Genomic DNA, 22,331 nt, shown 5'->3' with positions numbered 1-22,331 from the left:
GGGTCGACGAGTGGGCGCCGGCAGGAGCAGACAGCACACGAGCAGACAGAGAAGGGTCCCGCTCCCCCTGTGGGAGAGCGGGACCCTTCGGCGCAGAACGGACGAACCGCGGATGCAGGATCAGTTCTGGTTCGAGGTCGTGTCCTGCTCGTCGGCGTGCCTGTTCAGCTCATCCTGCTTGGCTTTGAACGCCTCGACGAGCTGATTGACCGGACCGGAGAGGAAGGAGTTCCACTCCTCCCGGTACGCGTCGTAGTCGGGACCGACCCACTCCACCGAGTTCACGAGCGTCGTGGCCGTATCGATCGCCTCGAGGACCTGCCCACCGGCATCGTGGATTGCATTCGCAACCTCGCGGCCCTGTTCCGGATCCATTCCCTTGAAAGCCATAGTGCTACCCCTTTTCCGTCGTCAGAACAAAGAATCTATGAAGCGTGCCCGAGAGCAGTTCTCAGGCGGACGCCTCGCGCTGCTCGGTGGCGTTCTTCGTCGCGCGCTCCGAGAATTCGGTGCACTGCTGGACGATCTGCTGGACCAGGTTGCCGAGGTCGCCCTCGAAAGCGGAGACGTACTTGTCACGGTCCTCGCCGGTCCAGTCGAACTCCGTCACGCGGCCCAGGACCTGCGTGTATATCTGCTGCGCCTGATCTCCGGCCTGCGTGATCTCGGTAGCCATCTTCTCGACAGCTTCCGGATTCATACCCTTCTTCGCCATGATGTCCTCCATCTCGTGACTGAGTCTTTCCACCCGGGGCAGCCGACCGTCGAAGCCGAAACCGCGTCCCGCCACCTGTCCTCCAGGTGATGACTCAACTCTAGACGGGCTCCCCGGGCTTCGCGATGGGGAGCACTCCCCATGCCCCTCCCCAATTCCACGACCGATTCTTCTGCCAGCTCAGAGCCGAGATCGCAGGAAACAGCGGCTGTGGACGGAGCAGGCGGGACGACGACGGACGCCCCGTCTCCCGATCGGGAGACGGGGCGTCCGCCGTGCAGTGGACCGGGCCGCGGACGGCACCGGACGGAGTCACTGGTTCGAGGTGGTGTCCTGCTCCTCGGCGTGCTGGGTGAGCTCCTTCGCCTTCTGGTTGTAGGCGTCGGAGAGGTTGGCCAGCGGTCCGGAGAGGAACGCGTTCCAGTCCTCGGTGAAGGAGTCGTAGTCCGGGCCGACCCAGGCAACGCCCATGATCGCGGAGGTGCGGGTATCGGTGAGGTCGTTGACGACGGTGCCGGCCTCGTCGACCAGCTGCGCGGTATCGCGACCCTCGTCCGGATTCATTCCCTTGAAAGCCATGGTGTTTCCCCTTAGTGAGATCGGTGAGTTCTGTGGTCAGACGCTGATCAGTTGCTGGAGGCCTCGCGCTGCTGCTGCGCATTGGTGCGCATGCGGTTCGCGAGCTCGGTGAGCCGCTGGATGGCCGCCGTGTTCGCCTGGCCGACGACGCTCTCGAACTCGGAGATGTACTTGTCGCGGTCCTCACCGGTCCAGTCGAGGTCGGTGACGTGGCCGAGACGGCCGTCGTAGATGGACTTGAAGTTCTCGACGAGCTCGTCGACGTCGTTGGCGATGGCCTCGACGGCCTCCGGATCCATACCCTTCTTGGTCATGGTGTTCCCCTCATAGTGCGATTCTTCGGACATCAGCCAGGAGGCGGCCTCCGCGGCGCTGTGGCCGCTTCCGTGACGTTCCCCCTCGGTGATGACTTCACTCTATGGCCCGCGCCACGGAGCGTCGATGGGGAGAACTCCCCACCCGTTCCCGGCCGGCGACCGCCCTCGCGGCGCGCACCCACGGCTCGCACGCGACGCGCGCCATCGGGGCGGGAACCATGCACCCCGCACGCTCCGCACCACCCCGTGCACATGAAGGACCCCGGGCCTGGCGCGCAGGTCCGGGGCCAGGAGGCAGGTGCCCCATTGCTCAGTCGAGGTCCAGCTGTACCGAATCCTGGATCGCGCGGACTGTTTCGATCTCGTCCTCGGCGCTCTCGGCGCCGCAGCTGCCGACCACCTCGAGCACATCGGTGGCAACGCCTCCACGGTCGATGACGGCGTAGCGGGCAGCCTGGACCACCGTGGGCCGGCCTGGTTGCGTGTACCCGTACTCGCTGGCGATCCAGGCGGTCCCGTCCACGTCGATCTCCCCCGTGCCGAGCTCCTCGAGCTCGGGCAGCGCGGCCTTGCGCTGGTCGAGTCCGGCCTTGGCCGCCTCCAGGGTGAAGTCCGGACCGAACCGCTGCACGGTGACCACGACATTGGCCCGGAACCGGCCCTCCAGGCGCGGCTGCGCGACGGCGAGCTGCACACCGGGGACCGTCAGCGTCTCCCAGTCGTCCGGCACGTCGATCGCGATCCGCGGCGGGCCGGGGAAGTCCGCGCTCGGATACGAGATTGTCTTGGCCATGAAAATGCTCCGTTTCCTCCCACCGTGACGGCGCTCAACCTATCAGGGAAGCACGAGGGCCCGAGCGGCGCGTCCGCTCGGGCCCTCGTGCGCGGCCGCCTCTCGGACCTGCCGCCTCATCAGCTCGACGAGGTCGCCTCCTGCTCGGAGGCGTTGCGATCGGCGGTCTCACCCAGATCGTTCACCGAGTTCATGACCTGCTGCAGTGCGGGAACCATCTCCCCGCTCCACTGACCGCGGAAGCGCTCCGCGTCGGGCCCGGTCCAGTCCACGCTCTCGAGGCCGGAGGTCAGATCCTGTTCGATCCGCGTGATCTCCTCAGCTGCCTCGCGCAGCTGGCTGGACATCCGCCGGACCTCTTCGACATTCATACCCTGCGTGGTGTTCACGGTTCGGGTTCCCCTTCCTGAAGTCTCGCCTGCGCCCCCGATCCGGTGCACCGGCCCCTGCCGTCGTTCGACGTCCTCACTCTAGAGCGAGGACGCAGGAGGGACCATGGGGAGGAGTCCCCATGGGGATAACTCCGCGTCGGCACGGCGCCGGATCAGGCGGTGATCTGCGCGACCTGCAGCTTCATCGCGCGACCGCTGTAGACGAGGAAGCCGCGGCCGGCGGGGAAGTCCGCACGACGGATCCGCCCCAAGCTCGTTCCCAGCAGGGAGTCGCCGTCCATGTCCCCCGGCTGCAGCAGCAGACCGCGCCGGCCCGCCTTGAACGGCTGGGCGAGCACGTAGGCCTGGGACCACGACGCCGATTCGTTCTCGCCGACCACGAACTGGCCCTCCCGAGTGCACGCGCGGATCAGCTGATCGAGATCCTTCTCGACGCCGGTGCCGGTGAAGTCCGCGACGCCGTCGATGAACAGGGCCAGGCGCCCCTCCCCCACGGCTCCGGATTCGATCGTCCCGCGCAGCTGCCCGGCGAGCTCCTTGACGGTGTCCGGGTCGGAGCCCTCCACGTCCCACACCGGCAGACCCGTCAGCGGGGTGCGCCGGGACGAGAAGCGGACCAGCCGCATGGGAGAGGGCATCGCCTTCAGCCCGGTCGCGATGGTGAGCATCGCCGTGGTGCGCCCGGAGCCCATCGGTCCAGTGACCATGAAGGCGCCGCGCGGCTCGTACGTGATCTCCGAGAGCGTCTCGTCGGCCAGCCCCAGCACGGGCCGGCCCTCGACCACGGGCCGCAGGTCCGCGAACTCGACGCGCTCGGGCAGCCGCCGGATCTCGGGCGCCTCCGGCATGCCGGCGCGCCGCATGGCCTGCGCGAGCTTGCTGACCTCCCGGGATTGGATGGCCACGTTGGCATCCCCGCCGTGGACGGCGACCTGAACCTCGTGGCCCCCGAGGATGGCGCGCCCCGGAGGGGAGTTGGCATCCAGCACGTCCTTCGGCTCACCGAATCCGGCGTAGTCGTCGTCGCTGGCCATGCGGTGGATCAGGCGGCGCTGGATGGACGAGCCCAAGGAGGTGGGGATGGCGTTCGGGCGGTCGCCGGTGACGATGACGTGCACACCCACCTGCCGGCCGTCCGTCGCGATCTGCACGAAGGCCGTGAACCACTTGGTGAGGTTGGAGTAGTCGTAGGCCTCCCGGAAGGCGGCCATGCCGTCGACCAGCAGCAGGATCCGGGGCGTGTCCGGCTTCCCGGCGAGCTCTCGATATTCGGACACCGAGCCGGCACGGACCTTCGCGAACTCCTTGGCGCGCTCATCGATCAGCTCGCGCAACGTGCGCAGCAGTCGGATGACGCGCTCCTCGTCGTCGCCCGAGACGATCGCGCCCACGTGCGGGAGCTCCTCGAGCATGGTCAGGCCGGAGGCGCCGAAGTCGAGCCCGTAGACCTGGACCGGACCGCCGCGCACGGTCGAGGCGGCCGAGATCGCGATGGTGCGCAGCGTGGTCGACTTGCCGGAGCCACCGGTGCCGTAGATGGCCATGTTGCCGTCCCGGTCCGGGTAGTAGGAGACCGTCGGCTGGGCCTGGTCCTCGGGAACGTCCATGACGCCCATCAGCAGCTCCTCGTCGGTGCGCCGGCTGGGCAGACGGGAGAGGTCGTAGGCGTCGGCGAGCTCGGACAGCCACGGTTTGCGGGGAGCAGGGACGCCGGCGGTCTCCGCTGCGGCGATGATGGTGGAGACCACGCGGGAGATGTCGTTGGGGCCGGGGTCCGTGACCTCCTTGGTGGGAGGTGCGGGGACGTCCCACTGCTCACCGGTGCCGAAATCCTTCTCCACGATGTCGATGCGGGCACGTTCGGGCTCGTCGGTGGTCCAGCCACCGGCATACCCCGACTGGAACGTCGCGATCCGCCCGGGGCCGGTCTTGGCCGCGGCGCGGCCGGGGATGCTCGGATCGAAGTGGGCGGCCATCTTGTCCCCCAGGATGTCCTTGGAGTCGGCCTCGTCGGCCATGCGCAGAGCGATGCGCAGGTTGGTGTTGGCCCGCAGGTTGTCCTTGATGACGCCGGCAGGGCGCTGGGTCGCCAGGATCAGGTGCAGGCCCAGGGAGCGGCCGCGGGCGGCGACGTCCACGACGCCGTCGACGAACTCGGGGATCTCCTTGGCCAGCGCCGCGAACTCGTCGACGATGATGATCAGGCTCGGCGGGGTCTCCGGGTCGCCGGTGCGTTCGAGGGAGACCAGGTCCTTGGCCTTCTTCCGGTTCAGCAGGTGCTCGCGATACTGCAGCTCGGCGCGCAGTGAGGTCAGGGCGCGGCGGACCAGGTGCTGGGAGAGGTCGGTGACCAGGCCCACCGCGTGCGGGAGGGCGATGGCGTCGGCGAAGGCGGCGCCGCCCTTGTAGTCCACGAACAGGAAGGTCACGCGGTCGGGGCTGTGCGCCGTGGCCATGCCCAGCACCCAGGCCTGGAGGAACTCCGACTTGCCGGCACCCGTGGTGCCGCCGACGAGGGCGTGGGGACCGTTGGTGCGCAGATCGAGGTGGAAGGCGTCCTGGCCGTTGTGACCGATGAGTCCGCGCAGATTCGCGTCGTGCTTGCGCCGCTGCGGCTCGGAGCCGTCACGCGGGGTCAGGGAGTTGTTCTCCTTCCACCGCTCGATGATGTAGTTCGGCTCCTCGGCCATCTGCATCCCACCGAGCTTGAGATACGAGATGGAGCGCGGCAGGTCGGAGTCGTCGTCGATCGGCACGCCGGCGTCGACCACCGGGGAGAGGTGCCGGGCCACGCCCGAGGCCACCTCGATCGAGACCGTCTCGACGGTGACCGGGTAGAACCGCTCCCCCACCCGGACGTGCCCGGCGCTCGCGCCCTCGACGGTCTCCTCCACGGAGACGTACGTGCGGCAGGCGGCCGGCAGCGCCGCCACGTTGGAGGCGCTCCAGATCACGTGGACGCCCACATCCGGGCCGCGCTCGGCGATGCGCACCAGGCGGGCGCGATCGACCGGGGCGTCGTCCTCGATGATCACCACGAGGTTCGGCGCGACCGGCTCGGGCGGGACGGGCGGGTCCTGCGTGATGTCCGGGGTCATCGGAGTGCGCAGCGCCGCCGGAGCGTCCCCGGCGCGCTGTTCGATGAGCTCCTCGATGCGGGAGAGCAGCGAGGTGCCGCGGCCGGGGGTGTCGGCCAGATGGTCACCGGGCAGCGGGGAATGCGGGCTCGAGGTGTGCGGCAGCCACTTCAGCCAGTGCCACATCTCGCGGCTGGAGCGGGAGGTGATCGCGGCGATCGCCATCTCCGCCGGCGAGTGCAGGGAGAACATCTGGGTCACCAGGCCGCGAGCCACACCGTCGGCCTCGTCCCCTCCGCCGGCCACCCCGATGTTGCCCGCGTAGCGGAGCTCGGCGACGATCGGCACCCCGGCGATCATCTTGTACTCCTCGTGCATGTCATCGAGCATGTCGTAGTACTTGGGGATGGCGTCGTTCTCCCCCGGCATCTCGATGCCCACCCGCGACTCGGCGATCCCCAGGCCCAGGCGCACCGTGGCGAAGGCGTTGTGCTCGGGGCGGTGGGTCCACAGCAGCCGCCCCAGCCGGAAGGCCGCATCGACCGTGTCGGCCGCGGACGGAGCTTCGACCAGGCGCACGGCCCGCTCGAGGTCCTGCGCGGCCGTGACCCGGCGTTTGAGGGAGGCCAGACCGTCCTCGAAGTTCTTGATCTGCTGTTCGAGCTGCTTCTTCTGCTGGAACTTGCGGTTCAGATACCCGGCCGTGGCCATCATCGGCATCATGAACACGAACATCAGCGAGAACGGGCTGCGAGTCAGCGAGAACATGAAGGCGCCCATGAGGATCGGGGCGAACATCATGAAGATGGGGAAGAACTGCGGGGTCGGTTCCTTGGGCGGCGTGGGCGCCTTCAGCGGCCGATAGGGGAACCGCGGCACCACGCGCGGGGAGCGGTTGAACTCGACGACCGGCGAGCTGGGGGTGGTTCCTCCCAGCCGGTGCAGGGCGATCACCGAGAACGTGGTCTGGCCGATCAGGACGGTGTCGGCCGGACCGATCACGGCGCGCTGGACCTGCTCGCCGCCGATGACCACGCCGTTGGAGGAGTGCAGGTCGACGATCTCGATGGAGTCGCCGACGTTGATGCGGGCGTGGCGCTTCGAGAGCATGGGGTCGGCGATGCGGATGTCGAGGTCGCCTTCGCGGCCGACGACGCTCGAGCCGCTGGGCAACGGATACTCCCGACCTGCCTCCGGACCGGACAGCACGCGCATGAGAGCGACCGCCGCGCCGCGGGACTCGGAGCGGGTGGCGTACTCGGACGAGGAGCGGGCGATGGAGACCACACTGCCGGAGCGCAGGCCGGCCTGGATCAGATCGATCTCGCGGTCCAGGGACCGCACGCCGTTCGCGCCCGGGCCGGCGCCGGGATCCTGGACCTGCAGCGTGAGGCCTTCCGGAGCCTCGACCTCGCTGCGCAGCGGGTCCGCGAGATACAGCGCGCGCGCCACGTCGGCCACGGTGGCCGTGGCGTCGGCCGTCACCTCGAGGTCCGTCAGCCGGTCTTCGGGCCTGCGCAGAGTGAGTTTGATGCGCATAGGTGTCTCTCCCCCTGGCGGGCGCCTCGCCCGCCGTCCGGATCAGCCTCGAGGGCGATCCGATCCGTCGTTGCTAGTCCTCATCCACCTCGTGCGACCGGTCCAGCTGCGGCAGGTCGTCGGTGGTGACGAGCCGGGAGAACACCGCGTGCTCGACCAGCCTCGCACGACGGTTGCTCGCGAGCTTCCCCGGACCACCGCGCAGCCCGCGCACGCCGAGCCGGTCGAGCTTGTCACAGACGTTGTCGAGCTTGCGGTTGAACTTCGTCAGCTGCCAGCCGAGGCGCTTGGACGCCTGCGCGGACGTCGGCACGGAGCTCATCCCGGAGGAGCCCTCGCGAGTGAGCATGGGCTCGGACAGGGCGAGGACCAGCAGCTTCTGACTGGGAGTGAGCTGCACCGAGCCCACGGTCGTCTCCCCCGCCGGGTCGTCGGGCCCGGCGGTGCGCTCGAACTCGGGGGACTCGGCGTGGATGGAGAGGTCGTAGGTCGTCGGGCCCGCGGTGAACACGACCCGGGTCTCATCGAAGACGAGCGGGATGCGGGCCCCGGGCGCGAGCCACGCCTGCATGGAGCCGGAACCATCCGTGATCGTGGCCGACAGCCGCGAGCCGATATTGACCAGCCACCACATGGACTCGACCTGGACGATCGAGAGGAAGCGCCGATGGAGGAACGGGTTCTCGTCGTCGACGCTGAGATCGGCCTCGCGTCCGATCGTCATCTCCTCGCCCTCGGCGACCCGGAACCATTCGCCGCAGAACTCGACCGAAATCGTCGACGCCATCGTCACTCATCCCCTCTCTCGCGGCGCTCGCCACGTCGTGTCCACTCGCCCATGTCCGCCACCGCGGCATTCTGTTCCCGCTGGTCCCCGGCCATCAGTGCACCGTACCCGTCAGCCCCCATCGAGACAGGCCTCCACCCACTTGCTCGCCGGGCCGTTGGTGTCGACGGTCTGCACCTCGACGCAGCGATCCGGGAGTCCGGGCGGGATCTCGACCACGTGCGACGTGCGCCCGAAGACTTCCTGGGCGGCGGCATAGCGCTCGTAGTTGCTGGGCATGTCCTTCCACCGCACCTTGAAGAGCTGGCCCTCGCGGAAGTTCTCCGGTGCCTCCCAGGCCACCCGGGCGCGCCCGGTGACGCTGCCCTCCTCGGGAGCGATGATCTCGACCGTGGGGTCCTGCGGCGGCCCGGGCGGCTCCGCGGCCCCCGTGGCCACATTGATGTCGGAGGTGGGGGCCGCTTCGGGTGGCTCCACCACGAACATCCGCACCGCGAGGGTGGCGCCCACTCCGAGCACGATGATCAGCACGGCGGCGAGGGTGACGAACGGCCAGGCCGGCGTCTTCCGCTGCTCGGGGGGACGCTGCTCGTTCGCCTCGGGGGGCGCGGCCGACCCGGCTGACGCGAGCGCCGCCCCGGCCGGCCGCAGCATGGTCGACTCCCCCTCCGATTCAGCGGCGGAGGCGGTCGCGGGCGTCCCGACCGGCTGAGCCGACGGCGCAACGTGGGCGGGGGCCACTCCGGCGTACGGGTCCAGTGGCCGCTTGCGCTCGCGCGAGGCAGGCCCGCCGGAGTCCGGGTCGACGGTGGCGACCTTCCGGATCCGAGTATGCATGTCCAGCTCGTCATCCTCGGAGCCGTGCGTGGAATGCGTGCCGCGGTCGTCGAGCACGTCCATCTGGGTGACCGGCAGCGAGAGGGAGAGCTCCACCTGCTGCAGCCCGCGGCCGAAGGCCAGAGCGGTGTCGTAACGACTGGCCGGGTCCTTGGCCATCGAGATCGAGAGCACGCGGTTCAGCTCGGGCGGGATGTCGGGCCGGTTCAGCGGAGGCAGCGGCTCGGAGGTGATGCGGTGGATGAGATCGGAGGCGGAGTTCCGCTGCCCTCTCAGCTCGAACGGGGTCTGTCCCGCCAGCAGCGAGTACACGGTCGCGGCCAGCGAGAACACGTCGCTGCGCACGTCGGCGCGCGGAGGGTCGGCGAAGAACTCCGGCGGGGACCACGGGATCGACATGCCCTGCGAATCATCGACATCGTGCCCCTGTCCGGTCGCTATGGAGATGCCGAAGTCGGTCAATGCCGGCCGGTTGTAGTCGGTGACCAGGATGTTCGCCGGTTTGATGTCGCGATGGAGGATGCCGGCACGATGGGCGGTCTCCACAGCGCCCGCGATCTGGACTCCGACGCGCAGCGCTTCGGCGACGGTGATGCGCTCCTTGCGGAAACGGACCCCGTAGTTGGGCCGCGGACAGTACTCCATGACGATGTAGGGCCGGTGGTCGTCGGAGACCTCGGCCTGATGGATCGTCACGATCGAGGGGTGCGTGGACATCTGCGCCATGACGTTCGCCTCGGCGTCGAACTGCCGCCGCACCGTGTCGTCCAGCACGTTCGAGAGGAGGACCTTGATCGCGACCCGTCGCTGCGGGCGGGACTGGCGATACAGGAAGACGTCGGCGAAGCCTCCGGAGCCGAGCAGCTGCTCGTACTCGTATCCGGGAAGGCCGGGCGGCGGCGAGGGCGGTCTCGGACTCATACCCGCTCCCTCATCAGCAGATGCACGCCGTCACCGAGATCGAGCCGGTCCCCGTCGTGCAGGACGACGCCTTCGCGCGGCCGCAGACGCACCGGGTCCGTCCCGGCGCGGTGCAGCGTCGTCCCGTTGGTCGCTCCCAGGTCGACTGCCACCACGTGCCATCCCTCGAGCCGGAGTTCGAGGTGGGAGCGGGAGATGTCCTGCTGGGGGCTCGGCACGGTGATCAGCTGCGGGACGTCGTCGCCGCTGACCCGGGAGGCGCGCGGCCGGCGGCCGATGATGGCGGTGCGGTCCAGCACGAACCTCTCGCCCGTGGAGGACTCCACGACCCCGAGCGGAGGCCGGGCCACCGTGCGGGTCGCTCCCTGCAGAGGGGCCCCGCAGGCCCGGCACTGCGAGCGCTCCGGAGGATTGGCATGCCCGTTCTGGCAGACCAGGCCCGGCAGCGCCACGGCCCCTCCGGCAGGATGGCCGGGGCCGGCGGTCGGGGCGCCGGGCGCCGCGGACGTGGCCGGCGGGGCGCTGCCCGGCGGCGGCGCCGGTGGCCGCGGGCGGCCGGCTCCCGCTCCGGCGGGCTGCGCTGTCGGGACGCCCGGGGCGTGCGACGAGGGTGCGGAGGCACCGGGAGCCGGCGGCTGCTGGGACGGGTAGGCACCGCGGTGGTGAGAACCCGGGCTGGGCGCGGAGTATCCGGGCGGCCCGGCGTATCCGGCGTGCCTGGGGTCGCCGGCCGCCGGCGCCCCGCTCATCGGTGCGCCCGGGAATCCGACCTGGTGCCCGGCCGCGGCCGGGTCGACGGGCGCGTTGCCGTACTGAGGTCCGGCGCCCTGCGGCGGGGAGGGGTATCCGACCTGCTGCCCTGCGTACCCGCCGCTGCCCTGTCCCCCGTAGCCGGGGGCCGGGGCCGGCGGGCTCTGGGTTCTGTGGTCGTCCGGCCGGACCGCCGCGGGGCGGGAGCCGGTCTGCGGAGCGGGCGGCCGCTCTGCCATCTGCACCTGCGGATATGCGGGCTCGGGTCGCGGCTTCTCGGTGGCACGACGAGCCGCGGCCTGCGCGATCTCGGGTGCCGTGCGGCCCACTCCGGGGACCCAGTCGATGAAGTCGCCGTGGCTGTCGGTGGCGGGCTCCGGGGCAGCCGGTTCCGGTTCGCCTTTCAGCTCGTCGTCCTCGGGCTCGGCAGTGGTCGGCGACTGCGCCGGCTCCTCAGCGAGAGCTGCCGGGTCCTCGCTCGCCGCGGCCTCGTCGTCCTCGTCCTCCTCGGATCTCCGCACGGCCGCGTCCTCGATCCGACGGAACACCGTCTTGCCGAACAGGTCGTCGTAGGCTCCGGTGTTCTCCAGATCGGGTAGTGGCGAGACGGCCGCCGGGCGCGGCCGTGGAGCACTCGGAGAGGCTGCGGGCTCGTCGTCCTCCGGCCCCTCGCCGTCGTCGATCGGCGCGATCTGGGTGGGCGGGGATTCGAACTCGTCGTCATCGGGCGGCTCGGGGGTCGGGATCGAGCTCGACGGGTCCGGCGCGATCGTGACGTCGGAGGGGTCCGTGCCAACGGACGACGAGCCGGGGTTCTCGAGGTGCTCAGGGGCGTCGGGGGCCGATGGTGCCGGGGCCGGCTCCTGCGGAGCAGACGGCTGAGGAGCAGACGGCTCAGGAGCGGAGGGCTCGGGAGCGGACGGTCCGGGAGCAGACGGTTCCGGAGCGGACACCTCGGGACTCGGCTCCGGCGGGCCGGCGGCAGAGGACTGCTGGGGCTCCGCGCCGGCGGGACGACTGCTGCGTCGCGTCCGGTCGAAGAGCGACGTGCTCACGAGGCGGCGGCGACCCGCCTCGGCACTCTCCGCACTCCGGGGAGGCGGAGCAGGGTCGGCCGGTGCGGCGGAAGCAGCCGCGGAGGTCGTCGAGGCCTCTGCCGACTCGGCCGGAGAGCTCGGGGCGGCCTCCTTCGAGGCCGGCTCTGCCGGCTCGCTCGGGGCCGGGGCCGCTGGGGGCCCCGGCGCCTCCGGCTCGGGCTTCTTGTCGGCGAAGAGATCGTCGAACATGTTCGGGCCGCTGTCGGCCGGTTCGGAGGCGGCGGAGGCCGCTGGTGTCGCGCCGCCGGAGACCGACGGCGGCATCTCCCCGGGCTTGCGGGTCGCCATCATCGGTCTCCGGTCCGAGGAGCCGGAGGAGCCCGATGAGCTGGTGCTGCTCGCAGCCGGTTTCGGGGCCGGCTTGGGGCGCTCGGCGCGGCGCTTCTTGGCCTCGGAATCCTCGATGGACCTCCCGTCGTTCTCGACCTGCTCGGCGAGCGCCGCGCGGGCGTCCTCGTCCAGTTCTGCGGGGTCCACGGTCACGTGCACGAATCCCCGCACCCGGGCGATACCTGCCGCGACGCGCGGCGCGCCCACCGAATCCTCGGCGGGAAGGTCGCCGAAAGCGGTGCGGCGCACATCCTCGAGAGTCTTCAGCACGAAGGGTTCCTCGTCGGTCCCGGCGATCTGGATGGAGCCCTCCGGGGTGTAGACCGCGATCGGAGTCTTCCCCTTCACGCCGAACGTCCCCGTCGTGCCGTCGAGGAAGCCGAACAGGATCGCGGTCAGCTTGTCCGCGCTCTCGAGCTCCGCCGCCTCGACCAGCTTGTCGAGGAACTCCTCAGGGGCCGGGTTCTCGCCGAGCACGGTCCATGCGGCCTCGGTGACCTCCTTCCGGAGCCCCGGGACCAGCACCACCCAGCCGGCCTCGCGTACGACGAGGGTGGCGGGGCCCTGCTGGGTCCACGTCCCGGGCCCGAGCAGAGTCGTCTTCTCGTCCTCCTCGCTCATCCCCTCTCGCCTCCCTCACCCGGGATGGCCCGGGGCAAGGTGTCCTCGTCGACCTCGAACTCCTCAGCGGGCGTGGCGACGTCGGCGGCGGAGGGCCGGGGCCCCAGCGCCGCCCCCACCACCTCGACGGCCTCGACGATGACCACGCTGACGTTGTCCCGACCGCCGCTGTCGAGCGCGAGGCGCACCAGGTCCTCGCTGAGCGTGCGCACGTCCGAGGGCGCGCGCAGCATCCGTTCGATCGTGGCGTCCTCGACCTCGCCGGTCAGGCCGTCGGAGCAGATCAGCATCCTGTCGCCGGCCTCGGCCGGGATCAGCCAGTAATCGGGCTCCGACTCCGGCCCGGCGCCCAGCGCGCGGGTGACCATGTGACGGTAGGGGTGCACCCGGGCCTCATCAAAGCTGAGCTCTCCGCGGTCCATGAGTTCCTGCACCACGGAGTGATCGACGCTGACCTGTTCGAAGATCTCCCCGGAGAGTCGGTACACCCGAGAATCGCCGAGATTGAGGACGACCCAGTACCCGATCCCGTCGAGCACCATCGTGGCCACGACCGCGACGGTCGTCCCGGCCCCGAGCGTGGTCTCCCCGCCGAGTTCACCGATCCTCTCGGCGGCGGCGCGCAAGGCGTCACCGAGCTGCTCGACGGTGACGTTCTCCTGGATCGTGAGCTTCTCGAACTCCTCGACCGCGATAGCGCTGGCCACCTCGCCGGCATTGTGACCCCCCATGCCGTCCGCGACCAGGTAGATCGGCGGCGCATTGAGAACGCCGTCCTCGTTGGTCGCGCGGACGTGGCCCACGTGCGTCACGGCCGCCGAGACGGCCCGGATCGTGCCCTGGATGTCCGGATCCGACAGAGACCGGTCGATCACTGCTCCCTCTCCACGGACAGGGTCCTATCCCCCAGCGTGACCTTGGCCCCGGCAGGCAGGACGGTCGGGGTGTTGGGGACGAGGTGCTCGCGGGAACCGTCCTCGCGCAGGATGGTCGATCCGTTCGTCGACCCGAGATCGGTGACCGTGATCTCCTCGCCGGTGCCGTCGGCACGGAGGTGGGTCTTGGAGACCGAGCGGGTGTCGTCCTTCAGGACGAACAGCACCTCTCCGCCCGCAGCCGTGGGATTGCGCCCGATCACGACGGCCCTGTCCACCACCCGATCGGTGCCGGTGTCATCGGTCAGGCGGAGCTTCCTCGCCGGCGGCGGCGAGGCCACGGAGACCCGGGTCTGCTCGAGATCCTCCAGCGGCTCATCCGGCGCGGTCATCCGAGTCCGCTCGTCGACCTCGCCATCACCGGGGTCCCAGGCATCCGCGGTGAGCTCGCTCGGAGCAGGGACCGGCTCCGCAGCAGCATCGGGGTGATGCTGCGGCTCGGGCGGCTGTGCGCTGCCGGGAGCCGGCGGGGCGGCAGCAGCCGGTGCCGGCGGGGCAGCTGCCGCAGGCGGCGGGCTCCACAGCTGGGGCGCCTGCGTCTCGGGATGCTGCGGCTCGTCCCACGATGAGGGCTGCGGCTGCTGCGGTGCCGGCACCTGCTGAGCAGGGGGCGGGGGCGCCCATCCGCTGTCCTCGCTCTGCTGCGGCGCAGCGGACTGATTCTCCCATGACGCCGGCGGCGGGGAGGACCAGGGAGAAGCGGAGACCTGGGGCTCCGAGGCGGAGGAGCCCGACGGGGCGGGCGGCGCGTACGGGCTCTCGGCCTGTGGCTGCGCGGCCCACGCGCCGGAGGACGACGGGTGCGCCGCGGCCGATGCGCCGGTCCCCTGGGCCTGGGCGTCTCCCCTCCATGCCGCACCGGGCTCGGCCAGGAGATTCTCGTGGGCGTCGACGTGCACCGAGGAAGCCCCGAGGTAATGCTCGGCCCCGGGCCGTTCGAAGTCGTCGGGTCGCGGCGTGAAGGGATTGCGGCCGGCCTTGATGTCGACCACCACGGAATCGACCGCCCGGTCGTGGAAGCCCCTCAGCACCTTGCGCGGATCCAGGAAGATCGACAGCGCCATGACCGGCCAGATGATGCCGTAGAGGAACCAGCGACCCAGCGCGCGCAGGAATCCGATCGGCCCACCCTCGCTGTATCGGGTGATGCGCAGCCCGAGGATGAGCTTGCCGAGACTGATTCCCTTCGCACCGGACAGCCAGATCATCAGCACGGCATAGGCGGCGGGAAGAGCGGCGCCGACTCCGATGAGGATCTGCGGCAGCAGGGTGATGGGGTCCTGGATCAGCAGCAGGATCACGCCGATCAGGAACGGGACCAGCACCACAAGGGCGATCACGGCATCGATCAGCGCCGCGAGAAAGCGCTTCAGGGGCGTCGCGGGCGCGCAGCCGTCCAGGGGTGGGCCCAGTTCAGGGCTGTTCGGCTCCTCGGGCGCCGGCACGGAGCCCGGTGACCCCGGCCCGCTCGGCTGGCTGAACGATGCGCCGGGACCGCTCTGGTTCATCGGTGGCTGAGTGACCATCACCTGATCGTACTGTTCCTGGGAGCGGAGTGCCGTCGCGCCCGGCTGCTTCGGCTCGAGGGCGTCGCGCGAGATCAGTTCGATCCCTTCCTCCTCCGGCTCCTCCGATTCGCGACCGCCGAGGTCGCGTGAACGGGGCTTGGGGGGCTGTGACCATGCCCCTGGGGCGTCCGTCGCCCGCCGCTCGTACGGCGACGCCTGATAGCGGGCCCCGCACTCGCCGCAGATCGCGGCGCCTTCCATCAGCAGAGTCCCGCAGGTGCTGCAATAACGCGTCTGGTTCATCGGGACGGGCCCCTCCTCGGCGACTTCTTCGCGGCGCTGGTGGACATGCCCCGCAGCGTGCCGCGTGAGGACCGACGACGCATCGCCTCGGTGCGACGCCGGGCCTTCTCACGGGCGCGTTCGGCGGCGCGGGTGCGCTTGCGATCGCTGCGGCGATCCGCCGATCTCCTGCGGAAGGAGCGCAGCGACACCGCCGCGAACATCCGCTTGTACCACGGCACGGCGGCAGACATGGTACGCCGGGCCGCCATCACGTGGGACCAGTACTCCTCGGCCGCCGCGTCCGGCAGGTCGTCGGGCCCGAACACGGCGCGGTCGGCCCGGCCGGCCAGGGTCAGCGCCCCCATGGCCGGGGTCGCCGCCTCCAGGCGCGCCGCAGTCTCCGCCCGGGTCATCATCGGGTCAGGCCTCTGACCGAGGTCCGTCATCAGGTCGAGGATCTCCTGCCAGCCGCCGTCGATGCGTTGGGGCAGGGGCCCGCGGCTGCGCCGTCGGCCGCGCCGGACGGCCTTCGCCACGATGATGGCCGCCAGCGCCATCCCGATCACGAGCGGGATCAGACCGGCTCCGACGTACACGGCCCAGGAGACGGTCTCGTCCTGGGGGTCCTCCTCGTCGTCGGTGTCATCACTCATCGCGCCGGGCGGGGGGCTCGGCGGCTCGGCGGGCGGAGGCGGGGGCTGAGCGACCTGAGGCAGGGGCTTCTCGACCTCCTTGGGTTCGGGCTGGGTCGGCTCGTCGTCCTCGTCCGGGGCAGGGTCGAAGCGCACCCACCCGAGTCCGTCGAAGGCGACCTCGACCCAAGCGGTGACGTCCCCACCCGTGATGGAGACGGTCCCCTCCTCGCCCTCGGGGACCTCGAATCCCATGACCACGCGCGCCGGGATGTCGATCGAACGCGCCATCACCGCGGTCAGGGCCGCGAACTGCTCCTCGTCGCCGATGCGCCCCAGCGGTTGTGCGTCCGCCTGCTCCTCGTCGAAGCTGGGCTCCTCGAGCATCGCGAGCAGCCGGCTCACGCCGTGCCCGGACAGTGAGGCGGTGTCGTCGTCCAGGCCGTGCGAGAAGTAGGCGTCGGTCTTGATCGACCGCGACAGGTTCTGGAACTTCTCGTAGTCCGAGCCCGGCTCGCCGGCCCATTCCTCGGCGAGCGCGCTGATCTCGTCGACCCTGCTGTTCTCCGGCAGGTCGACATCAGCGAATCGAGCCGTGCGCGTCTCCTCAGTGGTCGGCTCGGTGTACGGCTCGTAGCGCAGGTCATAGGTGTCGCCCTCACGCAGCCCGACGGCGTTGACCGCGGTCTGCGACTTCTCGTTGAGATAGAGGTTCTCAGCTGTCACGCCCGCTCTCTCGGGCGGCAGATCGCCGAGATCGATACGGTCGGTGCGCGCGCCCAGCGTGGGCAGCCAGACCCCTGTGTACGCCCCGATGGTGACGGTCGAGGTCCGTTGCTGCTCGCTGGGGTCGTGAAGGTTCACGCCGCCTGCAGTGCGCAGGAATGCACCCGAGGCGGTGTTCTTCTCCTGGCTGCCGGCGACCTCGTAGACGTGCAGGTCATACTTGTCCATCGTGGCCAGGCGGACGTGCTCGCCGCTGGTCACTCCCGAGATCGTGAACAGCTCCTCCTCGCGCTGGTCCTTGAGATAGCCGCGGAACTGCGTCAACGGGGAGACGTATTCGCGCGGGTCGAACGGCGGGGTCATCTGGTCCCGCTGGGCGTATCGCGTCGTCCCCTCGGGCGGGTCCAGCAACGAATGCGCACCGAAGGCGGCGGCGCCCGCGATCGCCATGATGACGGCACCTCCGATCACGCGGCGGCGCAGCACGGGGTTCTGCCAGGAGCCGGGCCGGACGGTGTCGGAGATGATGGTGGACTGCGCACTGTCCAGGCGGCCGCTCTCGAAACGCCAGGTCAACCAGGCCACGGAGATGATCGCGAACAGGACCCCGCGCACAAGGGGCAGGAAGGCCTCGTGGGTGCCGAAGAGGACCGACAGCAGCGTCAGCGCGAGGGGGAACAGCCACGCGAGGACGTAGCGGCGGGTACGCATGACGATGGTCATCGACAGCAGCGTCAGCAGCAGCATGCTGATCCAGACCACGGCGAGCACGCCCTGCGCGGATCCGACGGGCGGGGCCACGGTCAGGGCGGACTTCCAGCTGGTCACGGGGGCGAACAGCAACTCTTTCAGCGAGCCGAGGGAGGGGATGATTCCCCAGATCGCCCGGGTGGGAGCCGCGAACATGGAGCCGAACAGGAAGTACACCACCAGCAGCAGCGGGGTGATCCGCAGCGGCCTCCACCGCCAGCGGGCGCCGATCAGGGCGATCAGGGTGGCGAACGCGAGCGCCATGATCCCGGTCAGGATGTACTGCACCCCGCCGTAGACGTGCTGGAAGCCCAACAGGCCCAGGACGAACAGGGCGGCCAGGACGACGATGTCCGTGGCGCGGCGAGGGGTCGACACGGACGCGAAGTAGGTGGCGCGAGGATCGGTGGCGGTCATCGACCCACCGCCCGCAATGCTCGGGCCAGCGTGTCCAGGCTCCCGACGGTGACCACGTCGAGGCCCCCGATCGCGGACCGGCGCACCTCGGCGTCGTCCACGCACCGGATCGCCACGGCCATCACGCCGATCGGAAGCTGGTTCGCGGCCGAGTTCAGCTCCCGTGCCGTCGTGTGGGAGCCGACCACCATCATCACCGCCGAGGCGTTGGGGGCCAGATCCGCCGCCTTCTGCCCGAGCTCATGCAGGGCGAGCTGCCCACCGAGCTGGTCGATGACCGTGTAATCGTCCATCAGCTGGCGGAAGCTGCCGGTGCGCTGACGCCTGTCGAAGGAGAAGGGAGTCAGCTCCTTCTCCTCCCGCAGGGTCTGGGCCGAGATGGAGGCGGCCGCGGAGACGGCGAGCTCGAACTCCCCCTCGGTGGCGTAGTGCTCGGCGAGGTTGTCCAGTGCCACGGCCACGTGGGAACGGCGGGTCTCCTCGAACTGGCGGACCATCAGCTTGCCGGTGCGGGCGGTGGTGCGCCAGTGGACATGGCGCCGGTCATCGCCGGGCGCGTAGTCGCGCAGCGCGTGGAAGGCGATGTCGGAGCTGGAGAGATCCGAGGAGGGGGTGCCTTCCAGGTCGCGGAGGAAGCCGCTGGCGGCCTCGTCCAGTCGCACCGTGCGGGGATGGACGTACAGCTCCTGCGACTGGGCCCAGGTGACCTGGCGGCGCATCAGCGAGAGCGGATCGTCGCGGACCGAACGCACCGGCCCCACCACGAGCACGGCACGACGCTTGGTGGGCACGGCGAACAGCTCCTCGTGAGCGGCGTTGGCGGCCAGCCGCGGCACCATGAACTGGGCGGTGGCGGAACCGACCGCCAGTTCGATGCGCGAGGGCAGGATGGTGCGCTGGGTGGGGTTCGCGACCTCGACGCGACCGACGGCGCGCGTACCGACCACTACCCGGTGCGTCTGGAGATCGAGCGTGACCCGATACGAGGCCCGGCCCAGGACGAACAGCGCCGCGACCACCAGAGGCACTGTGAGGGCGAGGGCGACCACGTTCAGTTCGGTCACGTGCAGCCAGAGGCCGACGATCCAGCAGAATGCAGCGACCGCGAGGACCGCCCACCCGATCGGCGAGACGACGTCGAGGACCGGATGGATGCGCCGCATCCACAGCTCGGCGCCCCGATCGCGCCATGCGGCGAGTCCGGTGCTGGAGGCGGCCCCGTCCTCGCCGCCGGGGCCCACCGCGTCGTCGGCCGACGGGGCTCCCGCCCCGGCGGTGCCGTGGCGAGCGGCCCTGGTCTGCTTGCGCCGCCGGCGTGCTTCGGCTCGGGCCTCGGCCCTGGCCGTGGCGCGGCGTCGCTTCGCCTCCGCCTTGGCGACCTCGGCCTCGGCGGTATCGGTGGGGAGGGGCGTCTCGGGGCTCATGCGGACTGCTGACGCGCCTGCGGAGGCGCCACCTCGCTGAGGATCTTGGTCATCACGGACTTGGCGGTGGTGCCGGCGAACTCGGCCTCGGGATCGAGGACGAAACGGTGGAGCCACACGTGCTCGACGAGGTGCTTGACGTCGTCCGGGATGACGTAGTGGCGTCCGCTGACCGCCGCCCAGACCTTGACCACGCGCATCAGGGCGAGCGCGCCGCGGATGGACACGCCGACGCGTACCTCGGGAGCCATCCGCGTCTCCTCCATCAGGCGGGAGACATACTCCAGGACCGCCGGGTCCACGTGCACCGTGGCCGCGAGCTCGGTCATGTCGTTGACGGCCTGCAGGGAGATCCGGGGAGTGAGGTGGCTGCTGCGGTCGCGCAGCGCGGACCCCTGGAGGATCTGCACGCTCGAGGCATGGTCCGGGTATCCGATCGACGTCTTCATCAGGAAGCGGTCCAGCTGCGCCTCGGGAAGCCGATAGGTGCCGGCCTGCTCGATGGGGTTCTGGGTGGCGATCACCATGAAGGGGTTGCCCACCTCGTGGGTCACGCCGTCCACCGTGACCCGACCTTCTTCCATGACCTCGAGCATCGCCGACTGGGTCTTCGGGGAGGCGCGGTTGATCTCGTCGGCCAGGACGACGTTCGCGAACACTGGCCCCTTGTGGAACTCGAAGGACTTCGTGTTCTGGTCGTAGATCGTCACGCCCGTGACGTCCGAGGGCAGGAGGTCCGGAGTGAACTGGATGCGGGTACTGGTGCCCTGCACGGTGGCAGCGATCGACCGCGCCAGCGACGTCTTGCCGGTGCCGGGAGCGTCCTCGAGCAGCACGTGGCCGGGAGCCATCATGGCGGTCAGTACGAGGCGGACCACCTCGTTCTTGCCGAGAACGGCCTGGCCGACGCTCTGGACGAGCTTGTCGAACGTCTCGGCGAACCAGCGGGCCTGTTCGGGGGTCATGCTCATGTCAGGGGCGATGCTCTCTGCTCGGAGGGGTGGGCGGCTCTCACGTGGTCAGGATTCGTCCGGTGGACCCGCGCCGGGGCTCGAGGCCGGCGGCGCGAAGAGGACCGGGAGCACGGCGCTCGCGGGGGCGCCGTGATGCCGCCGCAGCCGCGTCACTCCAGCGGTGACCGACATGATGGATCCCCCCGAACACGATCGTGGTCGACTCGCCGTGCGCATGGTGACCCCCGGCCGTCCTGACGGGTAACGCCCGCGGGCGGGCCGCCCCTGGCGCGCGCACGACGGTCACAGGGTACTCGTCCGGAGTTGCCCATGCCACGAGGGACCGCTCCAGCGCGATCAGTCGGGGATTTCAGGGCACCGACCCTGGGGACGGGTCACGCGCGGCTCACCGCCGGCGCTGGACCAGGGTCCGGGTGAACTCCGTGAGCGCCTCGCGAACCGGTCCGTCGGGAAGCTCAGCCAGAATGGCGACTGCCTCGTCAGCTGTGCGACGGGCCAAGTCGCGGGTCTCCTCCAGTGCCGGGTCCTCGCGCAGCAGGGCGACCAGCTCGCGCAGCGCGTCGTCGCTGCTGATATCCCCGTCCAGCCGGGCCACGATCTCGCGGCTGCGCGGGTCCGCAGCCTCCGCGGCACGGCGACGGATCAGCAGGGTGGGCATGGTCGGCACGCCCTCGCGCAGATCGATGCCGGGGGTCTTCCCGCTGGTCTCGCCATCACTGGCGAGGTCGAGGGCATCGTCGGCGAGCTGGAAAGCCACACCGACCTTCTCCCCGTAACGCCGCATCACGTCACCGGCTCCCTCGGGGGCACCGGCCAGCAGAGCCCCGAGCTGACCGGCCAGAGCGAGCAGCGAGGCCGTCTTGTCGGAGAGCACCGAGATGTAGTGCTCGAACGGGTCGTCGGACGGAGTCGGCCCGACGGTCTCGTGGAGCTGACCGAGGCACAGTCGTTCGAAGGTCTCCGAGTGGAGCCGGACCGCCTCGGCGCCTATACGCGCGCTGAGGGCGCTGGCCCGGGCGAACAGGAAATCGCCGGTGAGGATGGCGACGTTGTTCCCCCAGAGCGCGTGGGCGCTGTCGGTGCCGCGGCGGGTGGGCGCGGAGTCCATCACGTCGTCGTGATAGAGGCTCGCCAGATGCGTCAGCTCCACCAGCACCGCGGCATCGAGCACGCCGTCGCGCTCGATATCGCCGAGGGAGGCGGCGAGCAGGACGAGCATCGGGCGGACGCGCTTGCCGCCGGCATCCATCAGGTGGCGAGCCGTCCACCGGGCGATGTCATCGGAGGTGGCCACGGACTCGCGCAGCTCGCTCTCCACGGACGCGAGGCGCTCGGCGACGCGCGAGGCGAGCTGCTCATCGATGTCGGGCACGACCGGCAGCGAGGACGGCATGGCTCTCCTGGGGCTGGGCGAGGGCGGCGCCTGGGACGCCTGCCCCCGACACGGACATCGGGCGGGTCGGCGGCGGTCGACGCTGCCGAGCATGCGCCGGCCACTGAAGGAACACAACACGCACGCGGCCACCAAGTCTACCCGCGCGAGCCCGCGCCGCCCTGTGGGGTCGGTCCCGGCGTGACGGGGAGAACGCCCAGCGGCCGCTCGCCGGGCGGACGGGCCTGTTCTGCCCGGTGCACGCGGCGCTGGGGCGGAGCTTCCGTGCCGGCTCTCCCGAGTACCTGGGACCGCCTCCCGCGCGCCCGCATCCCGGGATCACAGAACTGCGCTGGGGCCGGTTGTTTTCGGGCGCGAAAAAAAAGGGAGTGGGAGGAGCGAAACCCCCTTGTTCAAGGGGCCTCCAGCTCACTCCCACTCCCAGTGAAGATGTCCGGCGGCGACCTACTCTCCCACACCCTCGCGAGTGCAGTACCATCGGCGCAATCGAGCTTAGCTTCCGGGTTCGGAATGGAACCGGGCGTTTCCTCGA

General features: G+C 70.4%; 16 protein-coding genes and 1 rRNA gene. All 17 read right to left on the bottom strand.

The annotated features are described in order from the left end of the window. Nucleotides 1–120: 120 nt before the first annotated feature. Entirely contained in the window at nt 121–390 is a 270-nt protein-coding gene (locus tag AC5020_RS12655) for a hypothetical protein (RefSeq protein ID WP_377019883.1), read from the bottom strand. 61 nt (nt 391–451) lie between these two features. Beyond that, a complete protein-coding gene (locus AC5020_RS12650; protein ID WP_377019884.1) occupies nt 452–715 on the bottom strand; it encodes a hypothetical protein in 264 nt (87 codons plus the stop codon). Nucleotides 716–1,027: 312 nt separating this feature from the next. After that, the gene (locus AC5020_RS12645) at nt 1,028–1,294 is read right to left on the bottom strand and encodes a hypothetical protein (protein WP_377019886.1); all 267 of its coding nucleotides are present in this window, start codon (nt 1,292–1,294) and stop codon (nt 1,028–1,030) included. A 47-nt stretch (nt 1,295–1,341) separates the two neighbouring features. Then, nucleotides 1,342–1,608: a hypothetical protein gene (locus AC5020_RS12640; RefSeq protein ID WP_377019887.1), complete on the bottom strand. Its 267-nt coding sequence runs from the start codon at nt 1,606–1,608 to the stop codon at nt 1,342–1,344. A gap of 313 nt (nt 1,609–1,921) precedes the next feature. Then, nucleotides 1,922–2,404 (bottom strand): hypothetical protein, encoded by a 483-nt coding sequence (locus tag AC5020_RS12635; protein ID WP_464988567.1) that lies wholly within the window; start codon nt 2,402–2,404, stop codon nt 1,922–1,924. A 119-nt stretch (nt 2,405–2,523) separates the two neighbouring features. Next, nucleotides 2,524–2,793 (bottom strand): WXG100 family type VII secretion target, encoded by a 270-nt coding sequence (locus AC5020_RS12630; protein WP_377019889.1) that lies wholly within the window; start codon nt 2,791–2,793, stop codon nt 2,524–2,526. 155 nt (nt 2,794–2,948) lie between these two features. Then, nucleotides 2,949–7,412 (bottom strand): type VII secretion EssC family protein, encoded by a 4,464-nt coding sequence (locus AC5020_RS12625; protein WP_464988566.1) that lies wholly within the window; start codon nt 7,410–7,412, stop codon nt 2,949–2,951. Nucleotides 7,413–7,485: 73 nt separating this feature from the next. Beyond that, complete coding sequence (locus AC5020_RS12620; RefSeq protein ID WP_464988565.1) at nt 7,486–8,199, bottom strand: FHA domain-containing protein; 714 nt, start codon at nt 8,197–8,199, stop codon at nt 7,486–7,488. Nucleotides 8,200–8,310: 111 nt separating this feature from the next. Further along, nucleotides 8,311–9,957: a serine/threonine-protein kinase gene (locus AC5020_RS12615; protein ID WP_464988564.1), complete on the bottom strand. Its 1,647-nt coding sequence runs from the start codon at nt 9,955–9,957 to the stop codon at nt 8,311–8,313. Further along, nucleotides 9,954–12,755, bottom strand: coding sequence for an FHA domain-containing protein (locus tag AC5020_RS12610; RefSeq protein ID WP_464988563.1), 2,802 nt, complete (start codon nt 12,753–12,755; stop codon nt 9,954–9,956). The genes AC5020_RS12615 and AC5020_RS12610 overlap by 4 nt, the downstream gene beginning before the upstream one ends. Next, a complete protein-coding gene (locus tag AC5020_RS12605; RefSeq protein ID WP_464988562.1) occupies nt 12,752–13,630 on the bottom strand; it encodes a PP2C family protein-serine/threonine phosphatase in 879 nt (292 codons plus the stop codon). The genes AC5020_RS12610 and AC5020_RS12605 overlap by 4 nt, the downstream gene beginning before the upstream one ends. Continuing rightward, a complete protein-coding gene (locus tag AC5020_RS12600; protein ID WP_464988561.1) occupies nt 13,627–15,501 on the bottom strand; it encodes an RDD family protein in 1,875 nt (624 codons plus the stop codon). Before AC5020_RS12600 ends, AC5020_RS12605 begins: the two co-directional genes overlap by 4 nt. After that, a complete protein-coding gene (locus AC5020_RS12595; RefSeq protein ID WP_464988560.1) occupies nt 15,498–18,008 on the bottom strand; it encodes a transglutaminase-like domain-containing protein in 2,511 nt (836 codons plus the stop codon). The genes AC5020_RS12600 and AC5020_RS12595 overlap by 4 nt, the downstream gene beginning before the upstream one ends. Next, nucleotides 18,005–19,432: a DUF58 domain-containing protein gene (locus AC5020_RS12590; protein ID WP_464988559.1), complete on the bottom strand. Its 1,428-nt coding sequence runs from the start codon at nt 19,430–19,432 to the stop codon at nt 18,005–18,007. The genes AC5020_RS12595 and AC5020_RS12590 overlap by 4 nt, the downstream gene beginning before the upstream one ends. Next, nucleotides 19,429–20,403, bottom strand: coding sequence for an AAA family ATPase (locus tag AC5020_RS12585; protein ID WP_377019902.1), 975 nt, complete (start codon nt 20,401–20,403; stop codon nt 19,429–19,431). The genes AC5020_RS12590 and AC5020_RS12585 overlap by 4 nt, the downstream gene beginning before the upstream one ends. A gap of 388 nt (nt 20,404–20,791) precedes the next feature. Then, nucleotides 20,792–21,799: a polyprenyl synthetase family protein gene (locus tag AC5020_RS12580; protein WP_464988558.1), complete on the bottom strand. Its 1,008-nt coding sequence runs from the start codon at nt 21,797–21,799 to the stop codon at nt 20,792–20,794. Between the two features lie 431 nt (nt 21,800–22,230). Next, a 5S ribosomal RNA gene (gene rrf, locus AC5020_RS12575) occupies nt 22,231–22,331 on the bottom strand; the annotation flags it as partial.

Source organism: Brachybacterium sp. SYSU DS0246 (assembly GCF_059391765.1).
The sequence above is the reverse complement of the archived record's forward strand: the minus strand, read 5'-3'. Positions and strand labels throughout refer to the sequence as shown.